This is a genomic window from Streptomyces sp. NPDC018610, from assembly GCF_044391765.1.
Lineage (GTDB): Bacteria > Actinomycetota > Actinomycetes > Streptomycetales > Streptomycetaceae > Streptomyces.
Map to the genome: position 1 here is coordinate 317,874 of NZ_JBISAL010000008.1, position 23,584 is coordinate 341,457.

Sequence of the window (23,584 nt, forward strand, 5' to 3'; positions counted from 1 at the left end):
GGGGGGGGGGGGGGGTGGGGTTCGGGGCTGGAGCCTGGGCCCGGGGGCCGGGCGCGGGGCGGATCATCGGGGGGGGGGGGGGGGTCGGGGGGGGGGCCCCCCCCCCCGGGCGGCACGTTTCTGCTGATGTCTTCCGAGACCTGCCGAAAGCGGCGGGACTCAGCTCTCCTCGTGGGCCGCCACCGCGCGTCGCGCGTCCGCGTCCAGCACGCCCCAGCTGATCAGCTGCTCGGTCAGGACCGAGGGCGACTGGTCGTAGATGACGGCGAGCGTGCGCAGGTCGTCCTGGCGGATCGAGAGCACCTTGCCGTTGTAGTCACCGCGCTGCGACTGGATGGTCGCCGCGTACCGCTGCAGCGGGCCGGCCTTCTCGGCCGGCACCGTGGCCAGCCGCTCCAGGTCCAGGACCAGCTTCGGCGGGGGCTCGGCGGCACCGCCGGGGGTGGTGCCCGGCAGCAGCTCCTGCACCGGGACCCCGTAGAAATCCGCCAGCTCGGCGAGACGCTGCACGGTCACGGCACGGTCGCCGCGCTCGTACGAGCCGACCACGACCGCCTTCCAGCGTCCCTGGCTCTTCTCCTCGACACCGTGGAGGGAAAGGCCCTGCTGGGTGCGGATGGCCCGGAGCTTGGCCCCGAGCTGTTTGGCGTATTCGCTGGACATATGGCTCCCCGGAACACTGTGTCGACGCGACTGGACGGGATTCCAGGCCGCGCGGCTGGTAACTCACTGTGAGGTTACGCAGCGTTACTCTGCCGCGTCAAGCCGAATGGTCCGGCCCGCCGCTTCCGTGCTATCGGTGGCCGGTTACGCCGAGGGGGTGAGCGGAGCGGTCCGCGGTACCTGCTACCGTGGATGGCGCAAATCCGACGTCCTTTAAGGTCCGTCCCGTGAGGCGGAGAAGGAGGTCCGTTTCGTATGGACAAGCAGAACACGCACGCGACAGAGCGAGCGTCCGATCCGCGGCCCGTTCTCGAGGGCCCCGACATCGCCCGGGTCGTGACCCGCATCGCCCACGAGATCGTCGAGCGCGCCAAGGGCGCGGACGACGTGGTGCTCCTCGGCATTCCGACCCGCGGCGTCTTCCTCGCCCAGCGGCTCGCCGCCAAGCTCGAGCAGATCACCGAGCGCAAGGTCCCGGTCGGCTCGCTGGACATCACCATGTACCGCGACGACCTGCGCATGCACCCGCCGCGTGCGCTGGCCCGCACCGAGATCCCCGGTGACGGCATCGACGGCCGTCTGGTCGTCCTCGTCGACGACGTGCTCTTCTCCGGCCGCACCATCCGCGCCGCCCTCGACGCGCTGAACGACATCGGCCGCCCCCGGGCGGTGCAGCTCGCCGTGCTCGTCGACCGCGGTCACCGCGAACTGCCCATCCGCGCCGACTACGTCGGCAAGAACCTCCCCACGTCGCTGCGGGAGACGGTCAAGGTCCAGCTCGCCGAGGAGGACGGTCGCGACACCGTGCTGCTCGGCGCCAAGCCGGCCGCCGCGGGCGAGTCCCAGCACTAGCCCACGCGCGCGTACCCGCCGACGCGCGCCCCACGCGTGTGCCCGCACGCGCGTCCGCGCCCGGTCATGCCTTGCGGGGGCGCGCCACGAGCCGCCTGCGCGGCCCTGGCCCCCCGCCTCCCGAATGAACTGCCCTTACGGAGCCTGACAGATGCAGCGTCATCTCATCTCGGCCGCCGACCTCACCCGCGACGACGCCGTCCTGATCCTCGACACCGCCGAGGAGATGGCCCGGGTCGCCGACCGGCCGATCAAGAAACTGCCGACCCTGCGCGGCCGTACCGTCGTCAACCTCTTCTTCGAGGACTCCACCCGTACCCGGATCTCCTTCGAGGCCGCCGAGAAGCGGCTGTCCGCGGACGTCATCAACTTCACCGCCAAGGGCTCCAGCGTCTCCAAGGGCGAGTCCCTGAAGGACACCGCGCAGACCCTGGAGGCCATGGGCGTCGACGCCGTGGTCATCCGGCACGGCGCCTCCGGAGCCCCCTACCGCCTGGCCACCTCCGGCTGGATCGACGCCGTCGTCATCAACGCCGGCGACGGCACCCACCAGCACCCCACCCAGGCCCTGCTCGACGCCTTCACCATGCGCCGCCGCCTGATCGGCCGGGACGCCGGGCTCGGGCGGGACCTGTCCGGCCGGCGGGTCACCATCGTCGGCGACGTGCTGCACAGCCGGGTCGCCCGCTCCAACGTCGACCTGCTGCATACCCTGGGCGCCGAGGTCACCCTGGTCGCTCCGCCGACCCTGCTGCCGGTCGGCGTCGAGACCTGGCCCTGCGAGGTCTCCTACGACCTCGACGCCACCCTGCCCAAGACCGACGCGGTGATGATGCTCCGCGTCCAGCGCGAGCGGATGAACGCCGCCTTCTTCCCCACCGAGCGCGAGTACTCGCGCCGCTACGGCCTCGACGGCGACCGCATGGCGCGGATGCCCGAGCACGCCGTCGTGATGCACCCCGGCCCGATGGTCCGCGGCATGGAGATCACCGCCGAGGTCGCCGACTCCCCGCGCTGCACCGTCGTCGAGCAGGTCGCCAACGGCGTCTCCATCCGGATGGCCGCCCTCTACCTGCTGCTCGGCGGCAACGAGCCCGCCGTCACCCACACCCGCACCGAGGAGAAGTAAGAAGATGAGCAAGATCCTTATCCGTGGTGCGAAGGTGCTCGGCGGCGAGCCGCAGGACGTCCTGATCGACGGCGAGACCATCGCCCAGGTCGGTACCGGTCTCAGCGCCGAGGGCGCCGAGGTCGTGGAGGCCGGCGGCAAGGTCCTCCTGCCGGGCCTGGTCGACCTGCACACCCATCTGCGCGAGCCCGGCCGCGAGGACTCCGAGACCGTCCTCACCGGCACCCGTGCCGCCGCGTCCGGCGGTTACACCGCCGTGTTCGCCATGGCCAACACCTTCCCCGTCGCCGACACCGCCGGCGTGGTCGAGCAGGTCTGGCGGCTCGGCCGCGAGCACGGCTACTGCGACGTGCAGCCCATCGGCGCCGTCACCGTCGGCCTGGAGGGCAGGAAGCTCGCCGAGCTCGGCGCCATGCACGAGTCCGCCGCCGGCGTCACCGTCTTCTCCGACGACGGCAAGTGCGTCGACGACGCGGTGATCATGCGCCGGGCGCTGGAGTACGTGAAGGCCTTCGGCGGCGTCGTCGCCCAGCACGCGCAGGAGCCCCGGCTGACCGAGGGCGCCCAGATGAACGAGGGCGTCGTCTCCGCCGAACTGGGCCTGGGCGGCTGGCCCGCCGTCGCCGAGGAGTCGATCATCGCCCGGGACGTGCTGCTCGCCGAGCACGTCGGCTCCCGCGTCCACATCTGCCACCTGTCCACCGCCGGCAGCGTCGAGATCGTCCGCTGGGCCAAGTCCCGCGGCATCGACGTCACCGCCGAGGTCACCCCGCACCACCTGCTCCTGACCGACGAGCTGGTGCGCACGTACGACCCGGTCTACAAGGTCAACCCGCCGCTGCGCACCGAGCGCGACGTCCGGGCCCTGCGCGAGGCGCTCGCCGACGGCACCATCGACATCGTCGCCACCGACCACGCTCCCCACCCGCACGAGGACAAGGACTGCGAGTGGGCCGCCGCCGCCATGGGCATGGTCGGCCTGGAGACCGCCCTGTCCGTGGTCCAGGCGACCATGGTCGACACCGGACTGCTGGACTGGGCCGGCGTCGCCGACCGCATGTCCGCCGCCCCGGCCCGGATCGGCCGCGCCACCGGCCATGGACGCCCCGTCTCGGCAGGTGAGCCCGCCAACCTCACCCTCCTCGACACGGCATACCGTGGGCAGGTGGACCCCGCGGGCTTCGCCTCGCGCAGCCGCAACACTCCCTACGAGGGGCGCGAGCTGCCGGGCCGTGTCACCCACACGTGGCTCCGGGGCAAGGCCACGCTCGTCGACGGGAAGCTCACGTGACACCTGCAACACTGCTCGCAGCCGGGTACGCCACTCGGATCGCGGCCGGGGAGAAGTCGGCCACGGTCACCGACTGGGGCGCCCGCATCGGCTGGCTGGTCGGCCTCGCCCTCTTCGTCGCCCTCGTCTACTGGCTGATGCGCGAGGGCTGGAAGTGGCGCGGCACCCTCCAGAGCGACCTGCCCGAGCTGCCCGGCGCGCCGGAAGAGCCCGGCGAGGCGAGACTGACCATGACGGGCCGCTACCACGGCTCCACCACCGCCGGCCAATGGCTGGACCGCATCGTGGCGCACGGCCTGGGCACCCGCAGCCGCGTCGAGCTCACGCTCACCGACGCGGGCCTGGACGTGGTGCGCCCGGGGGCGAAGGACTTCTTCGTCCCGGCCGAGCGGCTGCGCGGGGCCCGGCTCGACAAGGGCATCGCCGGCAAGGTACTCACCGAGGGCGGCCTGCTGATCGTCACCTGGGCGCACGGCGACCGGCTGATCGACTCCGGCTTCCGCTCCGACCGGGCGGCCGAGCACTCCGCGTGGGTCGCGGCCCTCAACTCCATGATCGAAACCAACACCACGGAAGGCGTCGAACGATGACCACCTCCACCAGGGGAACCGAGAGGGTTCCCGCCGTACTCGTCCTGGAGGACGGCCGGGTCTTCCGCGGCCGCGCCTACGGGGCCGTGGGGGAGACGTTCGGCGAAGCCGTGTTCTCCACCGGCATGACCGGCTACCAGGAGACCCTCACCGACCCGTCGTATCACCGCCAGGTCGTCGTCATGACGGCCCCGCACGTCGGCAACACCGGCGTCAACGACGAGGACCCCGAGTCCCGGCGCATCTGGGTCGCCGGCTACGTGGTGCGCGACCCCGCGCGCGTCCCGTCCAACTGGCGCTCCAGGCGCTCCCTGGACGAGGAGCTCGCGGCGCAGGGCGTCGTCGGCATCAGCGGCATCGACACCCGCGCCCTCACCCGCCACCTGCGCGAACGCGGCGCCATGCGGGTCGGCATCTTCAGCGGCGACGCCGTCCGGGACGACGCCACGCTGCTGGCCCGCGTCCAGGAGGCACCCGAGATGGTCGGCGCCGACCTGTCCGCGGAGGTCGCCACCCAGGAGGCGTACGTCGTCCCGGCGATCGGCGACAAGAAGTTCACCGTCGCCGCCGTCGACCTCGGCATCAAGGGCATGACCCCGCACCGCATGGCCGAGCGCGGCATCGAGGTGCACGTGCTGCCCGCCACCGCCACCGTCGAGGACGTCTACGCCGTCCGGCCCGACGGCGTGTTCTTCTCCAACGGCCCCGGCGACCCGGCCACCGCCGACCACGCCGTCTCCGTGATGCGGGGCGTCCTGGAGCGGGACACCCCGCTGTTCGGCATCTGCTTCGGCAACCAGATCCTCGGCCGCGCCCTCGGCTTCGGCACCTACAAGCTGAAGTACGGCCACCGCGGCATCAACCAGCCCGTGCAGGACCGCACCACCGGCAAGGTCGAGGTCACCGCGCACAACCACGGCTTCGCCGTCGACGCCCCGACCGACCAAGTGTCCGAGACCCCCTTCGGCCGGGCCGAGGTCTCCCACGTCTGCCTGAACGACAACGTGGTGGAGGGCCTCCAACTGCTCGACAAGCCGGCCTTCAGCGTCCAGTACCACCCCGAAGCGGCCGCCGGCCCGCACGACGCCGCCTACCTGTTCGACCGCTTCGTTTCCCTGATGGAGGGCCAGCGTGCCTAAGCGCACCGATATCCAGTCCGTCCTGGTCATCGGCTCCGGCCCGATCGTCATCGGCCAGGCCGCCGAGTTCGACTACTCCGGCACCCAGGCGTGCCGCGTCCTCAGGTCCGAGGGCCTGCGCGTCGTCCTGGTGAACTCCAACCCGGCGACGATCATGACCGACCCGGAGATCGCCGACGCCACCTACGTCGAGCCGATCACCCCCGAGTTCGTCGAGAAGATCATCGCCAAGGAGCGCCCCGCCGCCCTCCTGCCCACCCTGGGCGGCCAGACGGCCCTGAACACCGCCATCTCCCTGCACGAGAACGGCGTCCTGGACAAGTACGGCGTCGAGCTGATCGGCGCCAACGTCGAGGCGATCCACAAGGGCGAGGACCGCGACCAGTTCAAGCTGGTCGTCGAGGAGGTCCGCAAGAAGATCGGGCACGGCGAGTCCGCCCGCTCCGTGATCTGCCACACCATGGACGACGTCCTGAGGGGCGTCGACGAGCTCGGCGGCTACCCGGTCGTCGTCCGCCCCTCCTTCACCATGGGCGGCGCCGGCTCCGGCTTCGCCCACGACGAGGAGGAGCTGCGCCGCATCGCCGGCACCGGCCTCACGCTCTCCCCGACCACCGAGGTGCTCCTGGAGGAGTCCATCCTCGGCTGGAAGGAGTACGAGCTGGAGCTGATGCGCGACAAGAACGACAACGTCGTGGTCGTCTGCTCCATCGAGAACTTCGACCCGATGGGCGTGCACACCGGCGACTCGATCACCGTGGCGCCCGCGATGACGCTGACCGACCGCGAGTACCAGGTGCTGCGCGACGTCGGCATCGCGATCATCCGCGAGGTCGGCGTCGACACCGGCGGCTGCAACATCCAGTTCGCGGTCGACCCCGTGGACGGTCGCGTGATCGTCATCGAGATGAACCCGCGCGTGTCGCGCTCCTCGGCGCTCGCCTCCAAGGCGACCGGCTTCCCGATCGCCAAGATCGCCGCCAAGCTCGCCGTCGGCTACACCCTCGACGAGATCCCCAACGACATCACGCGGGAGACCCCGGCCTCCTTCGAGCCCACGCTCGACTACGTGGTCGTCAAGGCCCCGCGGTTCGCCTTCGAGAAGTTCCCGAGCGCCGACTCCACCCTCACCACCACCATGAAGTCGGTCGGCGAGGCCATGGCCATCGGCCGCAACTTCACCGAGGCCTTCCAGAAGGCGCTGCGCTCGCTGGAGAAGAAGGGCAGCCAGTTCGCCTTCACCGGCGAGCCGGGCGACAAGACCGCGCTGCTCGAAGAGGCCGTACGCCCCACCGACGGCCGGATCAACACCGTCATGCAGGCCATCCGCGCGGGCGCCACCCCCGAGGAGGTCTTCGCGTACACGAAGATCGACCCCTGGTTCGTCGACCAGCTCTTCCTGATCAAGGAGATCGCCGACGAGCTGGCCGAGGCCCCCGAGCTCACCCGCGAGCTGCTGGCCGAGGCCAAGCGGCACGGCTTCTCCGACCAGCAGATCGCCGAGATCCGCGGCCTGCGCGAGGACGTGGTCCGCGAGGTCCGGCACACGCTCGGCATCCGCCCGGTCTACAAGACCGTCGACACCTGCGCCGCCGAGTTCGCCGCGAAGACGCCGTACTTCTACTCCTCCTACGACGAGGAGAGCGAGGTCGCGCCCCGCGAGAAGCCCGCGGTGATCATCCTGGGCTCCGGCCCCAACCGCATCGGCCAGGGCATCGAGTTCGACTACTCCTGCGTCCACGCCTCCTTCGCGCTGTCCGACGCCGGGTACGAGACCGTGATGGTCAACTGCAACCCGGAGACGGTCTCCACCGACTACGACACCTCCGACCGGCTCTACTTCGAGCCGCTCACCCTGGAGGACGTCCTGGAGATCGTCCACGCCGAGCGGCAGGCCGGCCCCGTCGCCGGCGTCGTCGTCCAGCTCGGCGGCCAGACTCCGCTGGGCCTGTCCCAGGCGCTCAAGGACAACGGCGTGCCGATCGTCGGCACCTCGCCGGAGGCCATCCACGCCGCCGAGGACCGCGGCGCCTTCGGCCGGGTGCTCGCCGAGGCGGGCCTGCCCGCCCCCAAGCACGGCACCGCCACCACCTTCGCCCAGGCCAAGACCATCGCCGACGAGATCGGCTACCCGGTCCTGGTGCGTCCCTCCTACGTCCTGGGCGGCCGGGGCATGGAAATCGTCTACGACGAGGCGCGCCTGCAGGCCTACATCGCCGAGTCCACCGAGATCAGCCCCTCCCGCCCGGTCCTCGTCGACCGGTTCCTCGACGACGCCATAGAGATCGACGTCGACGCCCTCTACGACGGCGAGGAGCTGTACCTCGGCGGCGTCATGGAGCACATCGAGGAGGCCGGCATCCATTCCGGCGACTCGGCGTGCGCCCTGCCGCCGATCACGCTCGGCGGCCACGACATCAAGCGGCTGCGCGCCTCCACGGAGGCCATCGCGCGCGGTGTCGGGGTGCGCGGTCTGATCAACATCCAGTTCGCGCTGGCCGGCGACATCCTCTACGTCCTGGAGGCCAACCCGCGCGCCTCCCGCACCGTCCCCTTCACCTCGAAGGCGACCGCGGTGCCGCTGGCCAAGGCCGCCGCCCGCATCTCGCTCGGCGCGAAGGTCGCCGAACTGCGCGAGGAGGGCCTGCTGCCGAGGAACGGCGACGGCGGCACCATCCCGCTGGACGCGCCGATCTCCGTCAAGGAGGCCGTCATGCCGTGGTCGCGCTTCCGCGACATCCACGGCCGCGGCGTCGACACCGTCCTCGGCCCGGAGATGCGCTCCACCGGCGAGGTCATGGGCATCGACTCGGTCTTCGGCACGGCCTACGCCAAGTCGCAGGCCGGCGCCTACGGTCCGCTGCCCACCAAGGGCCGCGCCTTCATCTCGGTCGCCAACCGGGACAAGCGCTCGATGATCTTCCCCGCCCGTGAGCTGGTCGCCCACGGCTTCGAACTGCTCGCCACCTCCGGCACCGCCGAGGTCCTCAAGCGCAACGGCATCAACGCCACGCTCGTGCGCAAGCAGTCCGAGGGCACCGGCCCGAACGGCGAGAAGACCATCGTCCAGCTCATCCACGACGGCGAGGTCGACCTCATCGTCAACACCCCCTACGGCACCGGCGGCCGCCTCGACGGCTGGGAGATCCGTACGGCCGCCGTGGCGCGCTCCGTGCCGTGCCTGACGACGGTCCAGGCGCTCGCCGCCGCGGTCCAGGGCATCGACGCCCTCAACCACGGCGACGTGGGCGTCCGCTCGCTCCAGGAACACGCGGAGTTCCTGACCGCGGCCCGCGACTAGCAGCCCCGAGGGGGACACCGGAAACGGTGTCCCCCTCTTCATGAGCCCCCTCATGGACAACACCGAGGACTTCTCCCAGATGTACAAGCTCTTCTTCCGCCTCGTCTTCCGGCGGATGGACCCGGAAGCCGCCCACCACCTCGCCTTCCGCTGGATCCGGCTCGCCGCCCGCGTCCCGGTGCTGCGCACCTTCCTCGCCGCCGCCCTGGCCCCCCGCCACAAGGAGCTGCGCACCGAGGCCCTGGGCCTGCGCATGCACGGCCCCTTCGGGCTCGCCGCCGGCTTCGACAAGAACGCCGTCGCCATCGACGGCATGTCCATGCTGGGCTTCGACCACGTCGAGATCGGGACCGTCACCGGCGAGCCCCAGCCCGGCAACCCCAGGAAGCGGCTGTTCCGGCTCGTGGCCGACCGCGCGCTGATCAACCGCATGGGCTTCAACAACGACGGCTCCCTGGCCGTCGCCGCCCGCCTGGCCTCGCGCACGCCCGTCTTCAGGACCGTGGTCGGCGTCAACATCGGCAAGACCAAGGTCGTTCCCGAACAGGAGGCCGTCGGCGACTACGTGAAGTCCGCCGAGCGCCTCGCACCGTACGCCGACTACCTCGTCGTCAACGTCTCCTCGCCCAACACCCCCGGCCTGCGCGACCTCCAGGCCACCGAGGCGCTGCGCCCGCTGCTGAGCGCGGTGCGCGAGGCCGCCGACCGGGCCGTGCCGGGGCGCCGGGTGCCGCTGCTGGTCAAGATCGCCCCGGACCTCGCCGACGAGGACGTGGACGCGGTCGCCGACCTCGCCGTGGAACTGGGCCTGGACGGCATCATCGCCACCAACACCACCATCGCGCGCGACGGACTCGGCCTGAGGTCGGACCCGGCCCTCGTCAAGGAGACCGGCGGACTGTCCGGGGCGCCGCTCAAGGCGCGCTCCCTGGAGGTGCTGCGCCGCCTGTACGCGCGCGTGGGCGACCGTCTCACCCTCGTGGGCGTCGGCGGCGTGGAGAGCGCCGAGGACGCCTGGCAGCGCATCCTGGCCGGAGCCACGCTCGTCCAGGGCTACAGCGCCTTCATCTACGAGGGCCCGTTCTGGGGCCGCGCCGTCCACAAGGGCCTCGCCGCGCGCCTGCGCGACAGCCCCTACGCCACCCTCGCCGACGCGGTCGGCGCCGATGTGAAGAAGGCGGAAGAGTCCGTATGAGCCCGATGGAACCCTTCGGCGCGCGCCTGCGCCACGCCATGGACGAGCGCGGCCCGCTGTGCGTCGGCATCGACCCGCACGCGTCCCTGCTCACCGAGTGGGGCCTGAACGACGACGTGGCCGGGCTGGAGCGCTTCAGCCGCACCGTCGTGGAGGCGGTGGCCGACCGGGTCGCCGTGCTCAAGCCGCAGAGCGCCTTCTTCGAACGCTTCGGCTCGCGCGGGATCGCCGTGCTGGAGAAGTCGGTGGCCGAGGCCCGGGCGGCCGGCGCGCTGGTCGTCATGGACGCCAAGCGGGGCGACATCGGCTCGACCATGGCCGCCTACGCCGAGTCGTTCCTGCGCAAGGACGCGCCGCTGTTCTCCGACGCGCTGACCGTCTCGCCCTACCTCGGCTACGGCTCGCTGCGGCCCGCGGTCGAGTTGGCGCGGGAGAGCGGCGCGGGCCTGTTCGTGCTGGCGCTGACCTCCAACCCGGAGGGCGGCGAGGTGCAGCACGCCGTACGGCCCGACGGGAGGGGCGTCGGCGCGACCGTGCTCGCGCACCTGGCCCGGGAGAACGCCGGGCAGGAGCCGCTGGGCTCCTTCGGCGCGGTGGTGGGTGCCACGCTCGGCGATCTGTCCTCCTACGACCTGGACATCAACGGGCCGCTGCTCGCGCCCGGGATCGGGGCGCAGGGGGCCACGCCGGCCGACCTGCCGGCCGTCTTCGGCGCCGCCGTGCGCAACGTCGTCCCGAACGTCAGCCGGGGTGTTCTGCGTCACGGTCCGGACGTCGCCGCGCTGCGGGGCGCCGCGGGTCGCTTCGCGGAGGAGATCAGGGCGGCGGTGGCCGCCGGCTGAGTCACGGACCGGGCGGTCGGGAGCCCGCTTCAGTCTGGATACATGCTGAAAACCAGGGCAGTATGTCCTAAATGTCCGGCCTGGCAGAGGCTGACCAGGACTTTTCCGCTGTTCTCGCTGACTCTTGGGCCCTTGACCGCTAGTCTCCGTCGAGAGTGGACGGGCGAGAGCCTCGCCTGTCTCTCCCCTGGTGTGGGGCGAAAAGCCTCCTCACCGGTCCGTATCCGACAGTTCGACATCCGAGGTGACGTAGGCGTGGCTCTTCCGCCCCTTACCCCTGAACAGCGCGCAGCCGCGCTCGAAAAGGCCGCCGCGGCTCGCCGGGAGCGGGCCGAGGTCAAGAATCGACTCAAGCACTCCGGCGCCTCCCTGCACGAGGTCATCAAGCAGGGCCAGGAAAACGACGTCATCGGCAAGATGAAGGTGTCGGCCCTCCTTGAGTCCCTGCCGGGCGTGGGCAAGGTCCGCGCCAAGCAGATCATGGAGCGACTCGGCATCTCCGAGAGCCGTCGTGTGCGCGGCCTCGGCTCCAACCAGATCGCTTCCCTGGAGCGTGAGTTCGGCAGCACCGGTTCCTGAGTCCCGGGCCCCCGGGGCGCGAGTCCCGGGCACCCCGCGATTGCTGGAATAATCGCTGCATGGCTGTAACACCCCGGGGGACGACCCCCGTACCCCCGGACGCACGTCCGCGGCTGACCGTGCTCTCCGGCCCCTCCGGGGTCGGCAAGAGCACGGTCGTCGCCCATATGCGCAAGGCGCATCCCGAGGTCTGGCTCTCGGTGTCGGCGACGACCCGCAAGCCCCGCCCCGGCGAGCAGCACGGCGTCCACTACTTCTTCGTCACCGACGAGGAGATGGACAAGCTGATCGCCAACGGCGAGCTGCTGGAGTGGGCCGAGTTCGCGGGCAACCGCTACGGCACGCCGCGCGCCGCCGTGCTGGAGCACCTGGAGGCCGGTGTGCCGGTCCTGCTGGAGATCGACCTCCAGGGCGCCCGGCAGGTCCGCGAGACCATGCCGGAGGGCCGTCTGGTGTTCCTCGCCCCGCCCTCCTGGGAGGAGCTCGTGCGCAGGCTCACCGGCCGGGGCACCGAGCCGCCCGAGGTGATCGAGCGCCGGCTGAAGGCCGCGAAGGTCGAGCTGGCCGCCGAGCCCGAGTTCGACGAGACCCTGGTCAACACCTCCGTCGAGGACGTGGCGCGCGAGCTGCTAGCCTTGATGGACGTCGTGTGATCGTCACCGTTCACGCTGACTGAATCTTTCCCATCCATCGGAAGGTAGAGCGTGTCCTCTTCCATCTCCGCGCCCGAGGGCATCATCAACCCGCCGATCGACGAGCTCCTCGAGGCCACCGACTCGAAGTACAGCCTCGTGATCTACGCGGCCAAGCGGGCGCGTCAGATCAACGCGTACTACTCGCAGCTCGGCGAGGGCCTCCTCGAGTACGTCGGTCCGCTCGTCGACACCCACGTCCACGAGAAGCCGCTCTCCATCGCCCTGCGCGAGATCAACGCGGGCCTGCTGACGTCCGAGGCCATCGAGGGTCCGGCGCAGTAAGTCGGTCGTATCCGCGTACCGCAGCAGTTCTCTCCACAGGCCCGGCAGCACGGCTGCCGGGCCTGTGGTGTGTCATAGAAGGCGTGCGCCGCACGGGGCGCACCGGAGCCGCATCCGGGAGAGACGGTGGACAAGCCGAAGGTCGTACTGGGCGTCAGCGGTGGCATCGCCGCGTACAAGGCGTGCGAGCTGCTGCGCAGACTGACCGAGTCCGGACACGACGTCCGGGTGGTGCCGACCGCCTCCGCGCTGCACTTCGTCGGCGCCGCCACCTGGTCCGCGCTGTCGGGGAACCCCGTCGCCACCGAGGTCTGGGACGACGTCCACGAGGTGCCGCACGTCCGCATCGGCCAGCACGCCGATCTGGTCGTCGTGGCCCCGGCCACCGCCGACATGCTCGCCAAGGCGGCCCACGGCCTCGCCGACGACCTCCTGACCAACACCCTGCTCACCGCCCGCTGCCCGGTGGTCTTCGCCCCGGCCATGCACACCGAGATGTGGGAGCACCCGGCCACCCAGGAGAACGTGGCGACGCTGCGCCGCCGCGGCGCCGTCGTCGTCGAGCCGGCGGTGGGCCGGCTGACCGGCGTCGACACCGGCAAGGGCCGGCTGCCCGACCCGGGGGAGATCTTCGAGGTCTGCCGCCGTGTCCTGGCCCGGGGCGCGAGCGAGCCGGACCTCGCAGGGCGGCACGTAGTGGTCAGCGCCGGCGGCACCCGCGAACCCCTCGACCCCGTCCGCTTCCTCGGCAACCGCTCCTCCGGCAAGCAGGGCTACGCGCTGGCGCGCACGGCCGCCGCCCGGGGCGCCCGGGTCACGCTGGTCGCCGCGAACACCGGTCTGCCCGACCCGGCGGGCGTGGACGTCGTCCCGGTCGGGACGGCCGTACAGCTGCGCGAGGCGGTCCTGAAGGCCGCCGCGGACGCCGACGCGGTCGTCATGGCCGCCGCCGTCGCCGATTTCCGCCCCGCGGTCTACGCCTCGGGGAAGATCAAGAAGAAGGACGACCAGGAGCCCGAGCCCGTCGCCCTGGTGCGGAATCCAGACATTCTCGCGGAGATCTCGGCCGGCCGGGCGCGGACCGGACAGGTGATCGTGGGCTTCGCCGCCGAGACCGACGACGTCCTCGCCAACGGGCGCGGGAAGCTCGCCCGCAAGGGCTGCGACCTGCTGGTGGTGAACGAGGTGGGGGAGAGCCGGACGTTCGGTTCCGAGGAGAACGAGGCCGTGGTGCTGGCCGCCGACGGCGGCGAGACCCAGGTGCCGCACGGCCCCAAGGAGGCCCTGGCCGAAATCGTATGGGACCTGGTGGCCGCCAGGCTCGACTGAACGGCTCACTCCTTCCCGTCGCCCGCTCCCACCCCGCGCTTTGCCGCGTGGCGGCTCTGGCCAAGGCCGCCGTGCATTGGGCAGAATGCCCGTGCCGCAGGTCACAGCGTTCTTGAGAGGCGAGACGGTGGGCCGGTGGCCGAGCGCGACCGATAAACTGTTTCTCGGACGGCCGGGCGCAGCCCCGCGCCGTCCGCCAATGATCAGCCAGCAGCCGCTGCAACCCCAGGGAGCGTTGTGTCCCGTCGCCTGTTCACCTCGGAGTCCGTGACCGAGGGTCACCCCGACAAGATCGCTGACCAGATCAGCGACACCATTCTCGACGCGCTCCTGCGCGAGGACCCGACCTCCCGGGTCGCCGTGGAGACGTTGATCACCACCGGCCTGGTGCACGTGGCCGGCGAGGTCACGACCAAGACCTACGCGGACATCGCGACCCTGGTCCGCAACAAGATCCTCGAGATCGGCTACGACTCCTCCAAGAAGGGCTTCGACGGCGCCTCCTGCGGCGTGTCGGTGTCGATCGGCGCGCAGTCCCCGGACATCGCGCAGGGTGTCGACACGGCGTACGAGTCCCGGGTCGAGGGCGACGAGGACGAGCTGGACCGCCAGGGCGCCGGCGACCAGGGCCTGATGTTCGGCTACGCCACCGACGAGACGCCGACCCTCATGCCGCTGCCGATCTTCCTGGCGCACCGCCTGTCCAAGCGCCTGTCGGACGTGCGCAAGAACGGCACGATCCCCTACCTGCGCCCGGACGGCAAGACGCAGGTCACCATCGAGTACGACGGCGACAAGGCGGTCCGCCTGGACACCGTGGTCGTCTCCTCGCAGCACGCCTCCGACATCGACCTGGAGTCGCTGCTCGCCCCCGACATCCGCGAGTTCGTCGTCGAGCCGGAGCTGAAGGCGCTCCTGGAGGACGGCATCAAGCTGGAGACCGAGGACTACCGCCTGCTGGTCAACCCGACCGGCCGCTTCGAGGTCGGCGGCCCGATGGGCGACGCGGGCCTGACCGGCCGCAAGATCATCATCGACACCTACGGCGGCATGGCCCGCCACGGCGGCGGCGCCTTCTCCGGCAAGGACCCGTCCAAGGTGGACCGCTCGGCCGCGTACGCCATGCGCTGGGTCGCGAAGAACGTCGTCGCGGCGGGCCTGGCAGCCCGTTGCGAGGTCCAGGTCGCGTACGCGATCGGCAAGGCCGAGCCGGTGGGCCTCTTCGTCGAGACCTTCGGCACCCACAAGGTGGAGCCGGAGAAGATCGAGAAGGCGATCGACGACGTCTTCGACCTGCGTCCGGCCGCGATCATCCGCGACCTCGACCTGCTCCGCCCGATCTACGCCCAGACCGCCGCCTACGGCCACTTCGGCCGTGAGCTGCCCGACTTCACCTGGGAGCGCACCGACCGCGTCGACGCCCTGCGTGAGGCGGCGGGGCTCTAGGCCCCGACAGGCTGATCCGAGGCCCGGCTCCCCCGAGGGGAGCCGGGCCTCGCCCGTCCCCGCGGACGAGAGGCCGTGCGTCCGCACCGCGTCGGTTGTCAGTGCCGTTTGGTAAGAATGCAAGCGTGAGCAGCGAGAACGGGCAGGGGGACGACGGGGGCGCCGGGGCGCCGCCGGAGCAGCTCGCGCTCATCCGGGAGACCGTGCGCAAGGCCAAGGCGCCCCGCGCCAGGCCGCGGACCTGGCGCGGGGCCGCGCTCGCCGGGGAACTGCCGGTGGCCCGGGTGCTGGTCGACAAGGGAGTGCTCCACCTCGACCGGTACTTCGACTACGCCGTGCCCGCCGAACTCGACGCGGACGCCCAGCCGGGCGTGCGGGTGCGGGTGCGGTTCGGGGCCGGCCGGCACCGGGTCCGGGAGGGCCGCCGCGAGGGCGGCGGGCTCATCGACGGATTCCTGATCGAACGCCGGGCCGAGTCCGACTACTCCGGGCCGCTCGCCGCGCTCGCCCAGGTTGTCTCGCCCGAGCCCGTCCTCGGCCCCGAGCTGCTGGGCCTGGCCCGGGCCGTCGCCGACCGGTACGCGGGCAGCGTCGCCGACGTGCTCCAGCTCGCCGTCCCGCCGCGCAACGCCCGCGCCGAGCAGCGCCCCTCGCCCGACCCCCTCCCGCCGCCCCCGGCCCCCGCCGCGGGCTCCTGGGCGCGCTACGAGCGGGGGGCCGGGTTCGTCGGGACGCTGGCCGCGGGCGGCTCCCCCCGCGCCGTGTGGAACGCGCTGCCCGGCCCCGGGTGGAGCGAGGAACTGGCCCGCGCCGTGGCCGCCACGCTCGCCTCCGGCCGGGGCGCCCTCGTGGTCGTGCCCGACGGGCGGGCCGCCGCCCGCGTCGACACCGCGCTGACCGCCCTCCTCGGCGAGGGACGGCACGCGCTGCTCACCGCCGACGCCGGCCCCGAGAAGCGCTACCGGCAGTGGCTCGCGGTGAGCAGGGGCTCCGTACGGGCCGTCGTCGGGACCCGGGCCGCCATGTTCGCGCCGGTGCGCGACCTCGGGCTGGTCGCCCTCTGGGACGACGGCGACGACAGCCACAGCGAGCCGCACGCGCCGCAGCCGCACGCCCGCGAGGTGCTGCTGCTGCGCGCCGCGCTGGACAAGTGCGCCTTCCTGCTCGGCAGCCGCGCCTGCACCGTGGAGGCGGCACAGCTCGTCGAGAGCGGCTGGGCGCGGCCCCTCGTGGCGTCCCGCGAGCAGGTGCGGCGGGCGGCCCCGCTGGTGCGCACCGTGGGCGACCTCGATCTCGCCCGGGACGAGGCCGCCCGCGCGGCACGGCTGCCCTCCCTGGCGTGGCAGGCGGCCAGGGACGGGCTGCGGCACGGTCCCGTGCTGGTGCAGGTGCCCCGGCGCGGCTACGTGCCGCGGCTGGCCTGCGCCCAGTGCCGGACGCCCGCCCGCTGTCGGCACTGCTCGGGCCCCCTGCAGGGGCAGGACGCCCAGGTGCTCCGCTGCGAGTGGTGCGGACGCGACGAGACCGGCCGGCACTGCCCGGAGTGCGGCGCCTTCCGGCTGCGCGCCCAGGTCGTCGGGGCCCGGCGGACCGCCGAGGAGCTGGGGCGGGCCTTTCCCGCCGTGCCGGTGCGCACCTCGGGGCGCGAACACGTGCTGGACACGGTGCCGGGCGCGCCCGCCCTGGTCGTGAGCACGCCGGGCGCCGAGCCGGTCGCCGAGGGCGGGTACGCGGCGGCGCTGCTCCTGGACGGCTGGGCCATGCTGGGCCGGCCCGACCTGAGGGCGGGCGAGGACGCGCTGCGCCGCTGGATCGCCGCCGCCGCCCTCGTCCGGCCGCAGGAGGCGGGCGGCACGGTGGTCGTGGTGGCCGAGCCGACCCTGAGACCGGTGCAGGCCCTGGTGCGCTGGGACCCGGTGGGACACGCGGTGCGGGAACTCGCCGAGCGCGCCGAGCTGGGGTTCCCGCCGGTGTCCCGGATGGCGGCCGTGACGGGTCCGCCGGAGGCGGTCGCGGAGTTCCTCGGCACGGTCGGGCTGCCGCGCGAGGCCGAGGTGCTCGGCCCCGTACCGCTGCCGGTCACGCCGGCCGGCCGGCCGCGCCGGGCGGGCGCGCCCCCGCCCGGGGAGCAGTGGGAGCGGGCGCTGATCCGGGTGCCGCCGGGCAGCGGAGCCGCGCTGGCGGCCGCCCTGAAGGCCGCGCAGGCGGCCCGGACGGCCCGGGGGAGCGGCGAAGGGGTGTGGGTGCGGATCGATCCGCCGGACATCGGGTGACGGCCGAGGGCCTGTGACCGCGGTGCGGCCCGGGCGTGTGGTGCGGCTCGGGCGTGTGGTGCGGGGGCGCGGCGCGGGGTGCGGTGTCGCGTGGGGCCCCGGACACACCGGCGCCCTCCCGAACGCGGCAGGGAGGGCGGCGTGGTGGAGACCGGGGAGTCAGCCGTTGCGTGGCCCCGGGAAGGCGGTCGGCCTGACGTCCTCGCGCAGGGACGGGCTGCCGGCCGTCGGCTGGGTCGGCATGGAGCGGGCCGCGGGGACCGTCGGCACCACGGGGAGGCCGGCGCCCACGTTGACCGTGCGGGTGCCCGCGGGCTCGGCGGCCCGCTCGGTCTCGGCCGCCTGGGCGGCGGCGCGGCGCGCGCCGTAGCGGCGGTGCACCGCCTGCTTGGTGACCCCGAGGGCCGAGCCCACGGCGTCCCACGAGAAGCCGAGCGAGCGGTCGAAGTCCACGGCCGCCGTGACCAGGGTCTCGACGCTGTCCCGCAGTTCCTGCGCCAGGCGGACGGTCGGGGCGGGGGCGCGTCCGTAGACGACGAAGCCCGTGGAGGGGCCGGAGCGGCGCGGGCGGTAGACGTTGCCCAGCTGGGCGGTGAGCGTGCGCAGTGCGTCCACCTGCCGGCGGACCCGCTCGATGTCCCGCACCAGCAAGTGCAGGCTGGCCCGGGCCTGGGCGTCGTGGGTTGCGTGGTCGGCCATGAACAAGCCTCTCGAACCGGCGTTGAAAGGAACCGGGCCGCGCGAGCGGCCCGCTGTGGTCAACTCTGTCTTGACCAACGCCTTTTCGGTCCGCTGGTCACGGTGTGGGGGCGTAAGGGCATATGCGTACGCCCCCGGGGGCGGCCGGGCGACATGGCGCACGCCCATCCGTCGCGGCGCACGCCCGGGGCAAGGGGCGTACGCCCCGGCACGAGGGCGTACGCCGCCGCAGCACGGCCTTCGGCCGCTTCCCGTCCATGGTCATAGACTGGTGCGCTGCCCGCGTTCCCGCCCCGACCGAGAGGCCCGCATCCGCCCATGAAGCTCGTCTTCGCCGGTACCCCCGAGGTCGCCGTTCCCGCCCTGGACGCTCTCATCGCCTCCGGCCGGCACGAGGTCGCCGCCGTCGTCACCCGCCCCGACGCCCCGGCCGGCCGCGGGCGCCGACTGGTCGCGAGCCCGGTCGCCGAACGGGCCCAGGAGGCCGGGATCGAGGTGCTCAAACCGGCCAGGCCGCGCGACGCGGAGTTCCAGGAGCGGCTCAGGGAGATCGCCCCCGACTGCTGTCCCGTCGTCGCCTACGGCGCCCTGCTGCCCAGGACCGCGCTGGACATCCCCGCCCAGGGCTGGGTCAACCTGCACTTCTCCCTGCTGCCCGCCTGGCGCGGCGCCGCCCCCGTCCAGCACAGCCTGATGGCGGGCGACGAGATCACCGGCGCCTCCACCTTCCTCATCGAGGAGGGGCTGGACTCCGGCCCGGTCTACGGCACGATCACCGAGGAGATCCGGCCCACCGACACCAGCGGCGACCTGCTCACCCGGCTCGCCCTGGCGGGCGCGGGGCTGCTCGCCGCGACCATGGACGGCATCGAGGACGGCACGCTGAAGGCGGTGCCGCAGCCGGCCGAGGGCGTCACGCTCGCGCCGAAGATCACGGTGGAGGACGCCCGCGTCGACTGGACCACGCCCGCCCTGCGCGTCGACCGGGTGGTGCGCGGCTGCACCCCGGCGCCCGGCGCGTGGACCACGTTCCGCGGGGAGCGGCTCAAGCTGATCCAGGTCGCCCCCGCGCCCGCGCGGACCGACCTCGCCCCGGGCGCGCTCGCCGTCGGCAAGAACAGCGTCCACGTCGGCACCGGCTCGTACGCCGTCGAGTTGCTGTGGGTGCAGGCCCAGGGCAAGAAGCCGATGCGCGCCGCGGACTGGGCGCGCGGGGTGCGGATCGGCGAGGGCGAGGCCCTGGGGGGCTGAGAGCGGCCGGAACGGCCGGTCCGTCCGCGGCCTGCTCGTGCGCGGCGGGCGGGCGGCCGGGCGGGTGGGGCCGGTGGGAGCCGGGTTCCTGGTCGGTCGGCCCGGGTTTCCGTGCCGGGCGGCCCGGTGGTGCCAGGGCCGGGGCGCCGGGCGGCCCTCGGGAAGGGCGTGGGCGCGCGGGACGGCGGGCGTGGGGCGGTTCCGGAGCGTGCGGGGCGGGCCGTCGCGCGCGTGCGGGATCAGGGCGGCGGCCGGGGTGTCCCGGGCGGCCGGGGGAGCGCACGGGAGCGTGCGCCGGTCCACGCGCACGCCTGAGCCACCGGTCGGCGCGGTCCGGGCCGGTCCCCGGGGTCCGGGGACGGGCGGTCCGCAGGGGCGCGGCGGCCGGGCGAAGACGTCCGGAACGACCGTTCCCGAGGGGCGGAACCGGAGCACCGGCCCCTCCCGCACGGGACGTAGGCTGGACGCACGGCGCATCTCCGCGCAGCGCACCCACACATCCGGAGCACCTTTTTCGTGAGCGACACCTCCCGTCGGCCCCGCAGGCCCGCCAAGCCCTACCGCAGGCCCCAGAAGGACCCCGTCCGCATCCTCGCCTTCGACGCGCTGCGCGCGGTGGACGAACGGGACGCGTACGCCAACCTCGTGCTGCCGCCGCTGCTGCGCAAGGCGCGCGAGAAGGGCGACTTCGACGCACGGGACGCCGCGCTCGCCACCGAGCTGGTCTACGGCACGCTGCGCCGCCAGGGGACGTACGACGCGATCATCGCCGCCTGTGTCGACCGGCCGCTCCGGGAGGTCGACCCGCCCGTCCTGGACGTGCTCGGCCTCGGCGCCCACCAGCTGCTCGGCACCCGTATCCCCACCCACGCCGCCGTCTCGGCCACCGTCGAGCTGGCCCGGGTCGTGCTCGGCGACGGACGGGCCAAGTTCGTCAACGCCGTGCTGCGCAAGGTCGCGCAGAACGACCTCGACGGCTGGCTGGAGAAGGTCGCCCCGCCCTACGACGAGGACCCCGAGGACCACCTCGCCGTCGTCCACTCGCACCCGCGCTGGGTCGTCTCCGCCCTGTGGGACTCCCTGGGCGGCGGCCGCGCCGGCATCGAGGACCTGCTGGAGGCCGACAACGAACGGCCCGAGGTCACCCTCGTCGCCCGGCCGGGCCGCGCCACCACCGAGGAACTCCTCGGCGAGGAGGCCGCTCTGCCGGGCCGCTGGTCGCCGTACGCGGTGCGGCTCACCGAGGGCGGCGAACCGGGCGCCGTGGACGCCGTACGGGAGGGCCGGGCCGGCGTCCAGGACGAGGGCAGCCAGCTCGTCGCCCTCGCGCTGGCCGGAGCGCCCCTCGACGGCCCCGACGAGAAGTGGCTCGACGCCTGCGCCGGACCCGGCGGCAAGGCGGCCCTGCTCGCGGCGCTCGCCGCGGAACGCGGCGCCGTCCTGCTGGCCTCCGAGAAGCAGCCGCACCGGGCCGGTCTCGTCGCCAGGGCCCTCGACGGCAATCCCGGCCCGTACCAGGTCGTCGCCGCCGACGGGACCCGCCCGCCGTGGCGGCCCGGCAGCTTCGACCGGGTCCTCGTCGACGTGCCGTGCACCGGTCTCGGCGCGCTGCGCCGACGCCCCGAGGCACGGTGGCGGCGCCGTCCGGAGGACCTGGACGGCTTCGCCCCCCTCCAGCGCGGCCTGCTGCGCACCGCCCTGGAATCCGTGCGCGTCGGCGGCGTCGTCGGCTACGCCACCTGCTCGCCGCACCTCGCCGAGACCCGGGCCGTCGTCGCCGACCTGCTCAAGCAGTTCCCCGGGGCCGAGCTGATCGACGCCCGGCCCCTGCTCCCCGGCGTCCCGGCCCTCGGCGACGGTCCCGACGTCCAACTGTGGCCCCACCTGCACGGAACCGACGCGATGTACCTGGCCCTCATCCGCCGCACCGGCTGACCGGGGCGCGGCCGGGCCCGGCCACGCGCCGCCTCGGGGCGCGGTCACGGCCGGCCCCCCGCCCCGCCGCCGGGCCCGGCCACGGTCGGTCCGCCCCGTCGCGGGCCCGGCGGGCCGCCCTGCCGGCGGGGCCCGCCGGGTACCGACGCGAACAACCGTGCCCCGGCATGGCAGGCTTGGGTCATGGCCGCGCAGATCAACCCCAGCATCCTCTCCGCCGACTTCGCCCGTCTCGCCGATGAGGCGAAGGCGGTCCAGGGGGCCGACTGGCTCCACGTCGACGTCATGGACAACCACTTCGTCCCGAACCTGACCCTCGGCGTACCGGTCGTGGAATCCCTGGCCAGGGCGACGGACACCCCGCTGGACTGCCACCTGATGATCGAGGACCCCGACCGGTGGGCCCCGCGGTACGTCGAGGCCGGCGCCTCCTCGGTCACCTTCCACGTCGAGGCCGCCGCCGCGCCGGTGCGCCTGGCGCGCGAGATCCGCGCGAAGGGGGCCCGGGCGGCGATGGCGCTCAAGCCCGCCACCCCCGTCGAGCCCTACGAGGACCTGCTCCCCGAGCTCGACATGCTGCTGATCATGACCGTGGAACCCGGCTTCGGCGGCCAGGCGTTCCTCGACATCATGCTGCCCAAGATCCGCCGCACCAGGGAGCTGATCGCCCGGCACGGACTGCAGCTGTGGCTCCAGGTGGACGGCGGTGTGTCGGCCTCGACGATCGAGCGCTGCGCGGAGGCCGGCGCCGACGTCTTCGTCGCCGGATCGGCGGTCTACGGCGCCCAGGACCCCGCCGAGGCGGTGCGTGCCCTGCGCGCGCGGGCGGACGCCGCCACCGCCGGGGCGTCGTGGGCGTGCGGCCACTGAGCGTCAGGTATGTGAACGGCTCTCTTCAGGGCTGATCGAGCGCGCCGGATCTGCAAGGATGAACGGCGAATCCAGAGTGTGAACAGCAGTGAGGAGATCGCCGTGTCGGGTATGTCGGCGGGCCGGTCAGCAGTGCGGATGGGACCCGCTGAGCTGGTGCAGGCGGCGGCCATGGCCCGCCGTTTCTACCTCGAGGGGAAGTCGAAGATCCAGATCGCCGAGGAGTTCGGCGTCAGCCGCTTCAAGGTGGCCAGGGTCCTGGAGACCGCTCTCGAACGGGATCTGGTGCGCATCGAGATCCGTGTGCCGGCCGAGCTGGACGCCGAGCGCTCCGACGCGCTCCGCGCCCGCTACGGCCTCAGGCACGCCGTCGTCGTGGAGTCCCCGGCCGACGCCGAGGAGACTCCCGACCCGGAGAACCTCGGCGAGGTCGCCGCCGACCTGCTCGGCGAGCTCGTCAACGAGGGGGACGTACTGGGCCTGGCCTGGGGCCGCTCCACCATCCACATGGCGGCGGCCCTGGACCGGCTGCCCCCGTGCACGGTGGTGCAGCTGACCGGTGTCTACGACGCCGGGACCGCCGAGCGCGGTTCGGTGGAGGCCGTCCGCCGCGCCGCGCAGGTGTCCGGCGGCGACGCCCACCCCATCTACGCGCCGATGCTGCTGCCGGACGCGGCCACCGCCGTGGCGCTGCGCAACCAGACCGGCATCGCGCGAGCCTTCGAGTACTTCGACAAGGTCACCGTCGCCTGTGTGTCCATCGGCTCCTGGGAGCCGGGCATCTCCACGGTGCACGACATGCTCAGCGACGAGGAGCGCGCCCACTACGCCTCGCTCGGCGTCGCCGCCGAGATGTCCGCGCACCTGTTCGACGCCGAGGGGCGCCGGATCGGCCGCGACCTGGGGGAGCGCTGCATCACGGTCAAGGCGGACCAGCTGCGCCGCATCCCCGAGGTGGTCGCGATAGCGGGCGGGCAGCGCAAGGCGCCCGCGATCGACGCGGTGCTGCGTTCCGGGCTGGTCACCAGCCTGGTCACGGACACCTCGGCCGCCGACTACCTGATGACGGCCGGCACCACCCCCAAGCCCGCCCTCAACCGGGCGGACCCGGACGGTTCCTGACCGCCCCCGGGGGCGGCCCCGGGGGGGGGGGGGGGGGGGGGGGGGGCCGCCCGGGGCGGAGCATCCCCCCCCCCCGCCGGCCCGCCGGGGGGGGCGGGCGG

Annotated in this window: 20 protein-coding genes; 18 read left to right on the forward strand and 2 right to left on the reverse strand. The window is 73.2% G+C overall.

All coding sequences use genetic code 11. The features are described 5' to 3' along the window. Positions 1-159 precede the first annotated feature (159 nt). Positions 160-663, reverse strand: coding sequence for a transcriptional regulator BldD (bldD, locus tag ACH5A8_RS22255; protein WP_043498969.1), 504 nt, complete (start codon positions 661-663; stop codon positions 160-162). A 255-nt stretch (positions 664-918) separates the two neighbouring features. Between bldD and pyrR the strand changes: the two genes are divergently transcribed. The 14 genes from pyrR to ACH5A8_RS22325 all read left to right on the forward strand — a co-directional run bounded on the left by pyrR (position 919) and on the right by ACH5A8_RS22325 (position 17,606). Continuing rightward, positions 919-1,515, forward strand: coding sequence for a bifunctional pyr operon transcriptional regulator/uracil phosphoribosyltransferase PyrR (pyrR, locus tag ACH5A8_RS22260; protein ID WP_399004471.1), 597 nt, complete (start codon positions 919-921; stop codon positions 1,513-1,515). Positions 1,516-1,666: 151 nt separating this feature from the next. Beyond that, the gene (locus ACH5A8_RS22265; protein WP_399004473.1) at positions 1,667-2,644 is read left to right on the forward strand and encodes an aspartate carbamoyltransferase catalytic subunit; all 978 of its coding nucleotides are present in this window, start codon (positions 1,667-1,669) and stop codon (positions 2,642-2,644) included. Positions 2,645-2,648: 4 nt separating this feature from the next. After that, positions 2,649-3,935 (forward strand): dihydroorotase, encoded by a 1,287-nt coding sequence (locus tag ACH5A8_RS22270; protein ID WP_399004475.1) that lies wholly within the window; start codon positions 2,649-2,651, stop codon positions 3,933-3,935. Beyond that, positions 3,932-4,525: a hypothetical protein gene (locus tag ACH5A8_RS22275; protein WP_399004477.1), complete on the forward strand. Its 594-nt coding sequence runs from the start codon at positions 3,932-3,934 to the stop codon at positions 4,523-4,525. The genes ACH5A8_RS22270 and ACH5A8_RS22275 overlap by 4 nt, the downstream gene beginning before the upstream one ends. Beyond that, positions 4,522-5,664: a glutamine-hydrolyzing carbamoyl-phosphate synthase small subunit gene (carA, locus tag ACH5A8_RS22280; RefSeq protein WP_399004479.1), complete on the forward strand. Its 1,143-nt coding sequence runs from the start codon at positions 4,522-4,524 to the stop codon at positions 5,662-5,664. The genes ACH5A8_RS22275 and carA overlap by 4 nt, the downstream gene beginning before the upstream one ends. Then, entirely contained in the window at positions 5,657-8,965 is a 3,309-nt protein-coding gene (carB, locus tag ACH5A8_RS22285) for a carbamoyl-phosphate synthase large subunit (RefSeq protein ID WP_399004481.1), read from the forward strand. The genes carA and carB overlap by 8 nt, the downstream gene beginning before the upstream one ends. 79 nt (positions 8,966-9,044) lie before the next feature. After that, positions 9,045-10,160 (forward strand): quinone-dependent dihydroorotate dehydrogenase, encoded by a 1,116-nt coding sequence (locus ACH5A8_RS22290; protein WP_399004638.1) that lies wholly within the window; start codon positions 9,045-9,047, stop codon positions 10,158-10,160. Continuing rightward, on the forward strand, positions 10,157-11,002 hold the full coding sequence (gene pyrF, locus ACH5A8_RS22295) for an orotidine-5'-phosphate decarboxylase (RefSeq protein WP_399004483.1): 846 nt from the start codon (positions 10,157-10,159) through the stop codon (positions 11,000-11,002). Before ACH5A8_RS22290 ends, pyrF begins: the two co-directional genes overlap by 4 nt. 255 nt (positions 11,003-11,257) lie before the next feature. Continuing rightward, complete coding sequence (locus ACH5A8_RS22300; protein ID WP_003977346.1) at positions 11,258-11,581, forward strand: integration host factor; 324 nt, start codon at positions 11,258-11,260, stop codon at positions 11,579-11,581. A gap of 59 nt (positions 11,582-11,640) precedes the next feature. Continuing rightward, positions 11,641-12,234, forward strand: a complete 594-nt coding sequence (gene gmk, locus ACH5A8_RS22305; protein ID WP_399004485.1) for a guanylate kinase — start codon at positions 11,641-11,643, stop codon at positions 12,232-12,234. A 51-nt stretch (positions 12,235-12,285) separates the two neighbouring features. Further along, positions 12,286-12,558, forward strand: a complete 273-nt coding sequence (rpoZ, locus tag ACH5A8_RS22310) for a DNA-directed RNA polymerase subunit omega (RefSeq protein ID WP_003977348.1) — start codon at positions 12,286-12,288, stop codon at positions 12,556-12,558. Positions 12,559-12,684: 126 nt separating this feature from the next. Beyond that, entirely contained in the window at positions 12,685-13,887 is a 1,203-nt protein-coding gene (coaBC, locus tag ACH5A8_RS22315) for a bifunctional phosphopantothenoylcysteine decarboxylase/phosphopantothenate--cysteine ligase CoaBC (protein WP_399004487.1), read from the forward strand. A gap of 237 nt (positions 13,888-14,124) precedes the next feature. After that, positions 14,125-15,333, forward strand: coding sequence for a methionine adenosyltransferase (gene metK, locus ACH5A8_RS22320; protein WP_399004489.1), 1,209 nt, complete (start codon positions 14,125-14,127; stop codon positions 15,331-15,333). 125 nt (positions 15,334-15,458) lie between these two features. Beyond that, the gene (locus ACH5A8_RS22325) at positions 15,459-17,606 is read left to right on the forward strand and encodes a primosomal protein N' (RefSeq protein ID WP_399004491.1); all 2,148 of its coding nucleotides are present in this window, start codon (positions 15,459-15,461) and stop codon (positions 17,604-17,606) included. Positions 17,607-17,765: 159 nt separating this feature from the next. Here ACH5A8_RS22325 and ACH5A8_RS22330 read toward each other — a convergent pair whose 3' ends face one another. Further along, positions 17,766-18,305 (reverse strand): hypothetical protein, encoded by a 540-nt coding sequence (locus ACH5A8_RS22330; RefSeq protein ID WP_399004493.1) that lies wholly within the window; start codon positions 18,303-18,305, stop codon positions 17,766-17,768. Between the two features lie 318 nt (positions 18,306-18,623). On the opposite strand from ACH5A8_RS22330, the gene fmt reads away from it, so the two are divergent. The 4 genes from fmt to ACH5A8_RS22350 all read left to right on the forward strand — a co-directional run bounded on the left by fmt (position 18,624) and on the right by ACH5A8_RS22350 (position 23,483). Next, positions 18,624-19,556: a methionyl-tRNA formyltransferase gene (gene fmt, locus ACH5A8_RS22335; RefSeq protein ID WP_399004495.1), complete on the forward strand. Its 933-nt coding sequence runs from the start codon at positions 18,624-18,626 to the stop codon at positions 19,554-19,556. Positions 19,557-20,072: 516 nt separating this feature from the next. Next, complete coding sequence (locus ACH5A8_RS22340) at positions 20,073-21,491, forward strand: RsmB/NOP family class I SAM-dependent RNA methyltransferase (RefSeq protein WP_399004497.1); 1,419 nt, start codon at positions 20,073-20,075, stop codon at positions 21,489-21,491. Between the two features lie 183 nt (positions 21,492-21,674). Continuing rightward, positions 21,675-22,361, forward strand: a complete 687-nt coding sequence (rpe, locus tag ACH5A8_RS22345; RefSeq protein ID WP_399004499.1) for a ribulose-phosphate 3-epimerase — start codon at positions 21,675-21,677, stop codon at positions 22,359-22,361. A gap of 78 nt (positions 22,362-22,439) precedes the next feature. Beyond that, the gene (locus ACH5A8_RS22350) at positions 22,440-23,483 is read left to right on the forward strand and encodes a sugar-binding transcriptional regulator (protein WP_399004501.1); all 1,044 of its coding nucleotides are present in this window, start codon (positions 22,440-22,442) and stop codon (positions 23,481-23,483) included. Positions 23,484-23,584: the final 101 nt, after the last annotated feature.